The organism is Paenibacillus sp. P4_E11 (genome assembly GCF_056401635.1).
This window is the reverse complement of sequence record NZ_JBFUIX010000275.1, coordinates 1-3,169: the sequence shown is the minus strand read 5'-3', so window position 1 is coordinate 3,169 and position 3,169 is coordinate 1. Positions and strand designations below refer to the sequence as shown.

Genomic DNA, 3,169 nt, shown 5'->3' with positions numbered 1-3,169 from the left:
GGGTTATCCCGCAAGCTGTAGAGTATACGGCTTACGAGATAACCCTGTTTTATATCGCCCAAATCACCATATAATAAGTCCGTAACGAATGCCCACGTATATCGTGCATCCAACTGGATGGAGGTCAAGCAGCATATTGATCACTTGGTATTATCGTAGTTAAAGTGGTAGATGGGCATAGGCGAGGTGTGTTCGGAATTGCAACAGCTGTGCGACCTATGTCTAGGACGTTGGCAGGTTTGCCGGATACATTTCCATCCGATGAAGGTCGATGACCATGTTACCACTTTTGAGGATATCTAGTCCGATGAGGCCATTAATGTAATTAATGTCTTTATGAAAAACACCAAAATCAATAGAGATGCCTTTCATGATAAAGTCGCCTATTTGGACTTGATCAACGTGTTTTTGAAAAGTGTATTCGTCTCCTCCGATCCCAAAGCTCCTTAGCAGTTTATCACCGTTTTCGAATTTAATGCCGATTTCAGATACGATATCAGAACATAACAATGAATGCGCCGCGCCAGTATCAATCACTAAATTGTTGATTGTCAAGGAGCGCCCTTTGTAATGAATGGTTATGGATGTTTGGAGTAAATCGTGATCATATTCAATCTGCATTTCATCTACTCCTGTATAGTGGACTATTTCTAAGCTCGATGGTTATTTTCTCTTGCCCGGTATGATAGACGATGTTGTTATTTTTGCATTTAAAAAGTTCTCTAGTTGCTTCGTCGGGATCTTGTATAGCTCGAACTAAAGCAACATCATCGACGAACTGAATGTTATCTTCAGTATGAGAGTCAAGAATTTCAAGCAAGACATATTGATTAGGATAAATAGTACGAACTTCTTGCCATTGCATCGGTATCACATCCTCATAGGAAATTTTCTTTCTTATTTGTCTGTTCAACTCTAGCTCCATAAAATTATTGGTAATTATAATTATACTCCACACAGAAATCTAAGGATACTGGCTACATCTTTCTAATCATGCCTATGTGAATGGGCGTTTTTTCTTGTTCAGTCACTATTCTTCATATGATAAACTAAACTTACCAACGTTCATTTACCGGAGGTAGTATGAAGGACTTGGAGAGAAAGCTTGAGCTTGCCTTGAAAGAAATAGAACGATTGAATCAAGAGAATCATCAATTGAAGCAAAAGCTTGCTGGCAGTACAAAAGATGAAACGAAAATAACTGGTCTTGATCACCCTCCTGTTGTTAAGGTAGAGCCTGTTAAGGGTACTGTCCACAATTATTCAACTCCGAGCGAGAAGATTGGGATATTTCGAAATCTATTTCGTGGTCGTGAAGACGTGTATCCTAATAGGTGGGAAAGTAAAACTGGAAAGTCAGGATACTCACCAGCATGCGGGAATGAATGGACATTTGTATGTAAGAAACCTCAGATCAAATGCTCAGACTGCTCTCATCGAGAGTTTATTCCTATAACGGATGAGATCATGTCGAATCATCTCGATGCCAAGATTAATCGTACTATCGGTGTCTATCCGATGCTTCCAAACGAGACTTGCTGGTTTCTAGCCATAGATTTTGACAAACAAGACTGGAAGCAGGATGCTTCTGCTGTCATGCGTACATGTACAGAATTCCAAATTCCTACGGCGCTGGAACGCTCTCGTTCCGGGAACGGAGGACATATTTGGTTGTTTTTTGATCAACCTGTTGATGCGAGTTTGGCCCGGAAATTAGGATGTGCACTGTTGACCAAGACGATGGAAAATAGATATGAGCTGGGTCTTGCTTCCTATGATCGTCTATTTCCCAATCAAGATACACTGCCAAAGGGTGGCTTTGGCAACTTAATAGCTCTACCATTGCAAGGTGGCCCTCGAAAGGAAGGAAATAGTGTTTTCGTTGACGATAATTTTATACCATATGAAGATCAGTGGAGCTTTTTGTCTGGTTTAAGGAAAATGAGCTTATCTGTAATCGAGGCTAAAGTTCATGAGTTAACACGAAACTCTAATTTTCTTAACATTGGGATATGGGACGAGGAAATAGATAGAGATAGACCGTGGGAAAATCAGAAAATTGATTTTGATGAAGAAGAACAACTCAGTAGCTCACTACCATCGAAGGTTCATATCGTGTTGTCTAATATGATCTATATCGAGAAAAATGGCCTATCAGTATGGATGATAAATCGGATAAGGCGGATCGCTTCATTTCAAAATCCTGATTTTTATAAAACTCAAGCGATGCGTCTACCTACGTATGGAAAACCCCGTGTTATTGGTTGCGCAGAAGACTTTCCTAATCATATTGCTCTACCTAGAGGCTGTCTGCAATTGGTTACAAGATTGTTTGAGAAATACGGGGTGGAACTATCAATAGCTGATGAGAGAAACAAGGGAGTAGATGTAAACGTAAGCTTTAATGGGCAGCTTTCAATTCTGCAGGACGCTGCGGCTAGATCCATCTTGGTTCATGACACGGGCATTCTTTCTGCCGCAACAGCGTTTGGAAAGACGGTAGTTGCTGCTTCGATTATCGCTTCTAGAAAAGTGAACACGTTAGTCATGGTGCATCGCCGTGAATTGATGGATCAGTGGAAGGAAAGATTAAGTACTTTTCTAGATCTCGATACCAAAGAAATCGGCATTATTGGCGGAGGGAAGGAAAAACGAACGGGGATTATTGATATTGCCGTCATTCAAAGCTTAAACAATAAAGGTCAGATAAAGGATTACTTAACGGAGTATGGACAAATCATTGTTGACGAATGTCATCATGTTTCCGCATTTAGCTTTGAGCAAGTGCTGAAAAAAGCAAATGCCAAATACGTCATTGGTCTTACCGCTACTCCTACGCGGCAGGATGGACAGCAACCTATTGTGATTATGCAGTGTGGCCCGATTCGAACAAAAATTGATGCGAAGTCCCAAGCTTCTACAAGAGGATTTGAACATAAAGTATTGCCTAGGTATACATCTTTTCAAATACCTGTAGACTCGGTCAGTCTAGCTATACAAGATATTTATAAATTGTTAGTAGAAGATGAAAAAAGGAATGAGCTGATTTTTGACGATTTATTAAAATGTTTGGATCAAGGAAGATCACCAATCATTCTGGCTGAGCGGACAGCGCATGTGGAGTACTTTGAGAAGAAATTGGAAAAGTTCGCGAAGAATGTGATCGTAC

General features: G+C 40.4%; 3 protein-coding genes. 1 reads left to right on the top strand and 2 read right to left on the bottom strand.

Annotation, left to right across the window (positions count from 1 at the left end; all coding sequences use genetic code 11):
• Window positions 1-222: 222 nt before the first annotated feature.
• Window positions 223-621 carry a retropepsin-like aspartic protease gene (locus AC1DWB_RS32705; RefSeq protein ID WP_477545274.1) on the bottom strand — a complete coding sequence of 133 codons (399 nt, stop codon included), beginning with the start codon at window positions 619-621 and terminating at the stop codon, window positions 223-225.
• A gap of 1 nt (window position 622) precedes the next feature.
• A complete protein-coding gene (locus tag AC1DWB_RS32700) occupies window positions 623-865 on the bottom strand; it encodes a hypothetical protein (RefSeq protein ID WP_477545273.1) in 243 nt (80 codons plus the stop codon).
• Between the two features lie 218 nt (window positions 866-1,083).
• On the opposite strand from AC1DWB_RS32700, the gene AC1DWB_RS32695 reads away from it, so the two are divergent.
• Window positions 1,084-3,169 (top strand): TOTE conflict system archaeo-eukaryotic primase domain-containing protein (locus AC1DWB_RS32695; protein WP_477545272.1); only part of this gene is annotated, 2,086 nt, incomplete at its 3' end.

Coding starts and splice junctions, on each gene's coding strand:
- AC1DWB_RS32705 (WP_477545274.1), bottom strand. CDS start 621: ATGCAGATTGAATATGATCACGATTTACTCCAAACATCCATAACCATT.
- AC1DWB_RS32700 (WP_477545273.1), bottom strand. CDS start 865: ATGCAATGGCAAGAAGTTCGTACTATTTATCCTAATCAATATGTCTTG.